We start from the raw sequence: 1,447 nt of genomic DNA, 5'->3' as shown, positions 1-1,447 counted from the left end.
GCTTGTGCACCGGGAGCCGTCCGGGCACCGCCCGCATCGGCCCCAGCGCGAGCCGATCCCGTATTCGCGTCGTCACGGTAGGCAATGGAAACAGCGGGAACCAAGAAGCGGGCAACCTCCGTCCGGCCGTCGCGTGAACGTTCGGTTGCCCCGGAAACGGGCACCGGCGACCTGGCGGGGCAAGTGGTGACGATCACCGGGGCAACCCCGCACGCCCGCTCCCGCAGGCGGGAGCGATCCCGCGCGCGCAAGCGGCGCACGCGAATTCGGCCGTTCGGCACCGGAAGCGGGCAGAGCGTGCGTTTTCCCTGCTCCATCCGGCGCAGCGCACGCACTGTTCACCCGTCGTTCGCTTGAGCGGCCGTGAAACACCGGCTTAGCCTGAAGCTTTTCCCTTTCCCGGCCGCCCGCGCGCGCGGCCACCCCCCGTTGGAGTCCGGTTCACCGGATGTTGCTTGAACCGGCCGCGGGCCCCATCAACGATGAGACGGCCCTTTCAGCAGCCGGATCGAAAATCCCTCTCACCGACGACACGGGGAAAACGATGCCCGCACCACCCCGCCCTGGTCCCGCGACCGCACGGCGCAAGACCACCACCGACACGGCGCTGACCGCGCTGGCCCCCGCGATCTGGGGCAGCACCTACCTGGTCACCACCCAGTTCCTGCCGCCGGACCGCCCACTGCTCGCCTCCGCGGTGCGGGCCCTGCCCGCCGGCCTGGTCCTGCTGGCCGTGACCCGCACCCTGCCCCGCGGCCGGTGGTGGTGGCGGGCCGCGGTGCTCGGCATCCTCAACATCGGCGGCTTCTTCTCGTTGCTGTTCGCCGCCGCCTACCACCTGCCCGGCGGACTGGCCGCACTGGTGGTGTCCGTGCAGCCGATGCTGGTGCTCCTGTTGTCCGCCCTGCTGCTGGGGGAACGGATCCGCACCCCGCAGGCCGCCTCGTGCCTGCTCGGCACGGCCGGGATCGCGCTGCTGGTGCTGCGGCCGGGTGCCGGTCTCGACACCGCCGGTGTCCTCTGTGGACTCGGTGCCGCCCTCTGCATGGCCTCGGGCATCGTGCTGACCAAACGCTGGGGCCGTCCGGAAGGCGTCGGCGTGGCCGCCTTCACCGGCTGGCAGCTGACCGTCGGCGGACTCGCCCTGGTACCGGCCTTTCTCGCGGTGGAAGGCGTTCCCGGCCACCTCACCGGCAGGAACCTCGCCGGTTTCGCCTACCTGAGCATCGTCGGATCGCTGTTCGCCTACGCGGTCTGGTTCCGCGGTATCGAACGGCTGCCCGCGCTGACCGTCTCGTTCCTGGGTTTCGCCAGCCCGCTGACCGCCACCGTGCTCGGCTGGCTCGTGCTCGGCGAGCGGTGGTCGCCGTGGCAGACGGCCGGTGCGGTGGCCGTGCTCGCCGCGGTCGCACTGGCCCAGCCCCGGACACCACGCGCGGTCCCCGAG

General features: G+C 71.8%; 1 protein-coding gene. It reads left to right on the top strand.

Annotated elements, in window-relative coordinates; genetic code table 11:
- Positions 1-544: 544 nt before the first annotated feature.
- A partial coding sequence (locus FNH05_RS37315; protein WP_144593530.1) for an EamA family transporter occupies positions 545-1,447 on the top strand: 903 nt, incomplete at its 3' end.

Source organism: Amycolatopsis rhizosphaerae, assembly GCF_007713715.1.
In the GTDB taxonomy this organism is placed as follows: Bacteria; Actinomycetota; Actinomycetes; order Mycobacteriales; family Pseudonocardiaceae; genus Amycolatopsis_E; species Amycolatopsis_E rhizosphaerae.
The sequence above is the reverse complement of the archived record's forward strand: the minus strand, read 5'-3'. Positions and strand labels throughout refer to the sequence as shown.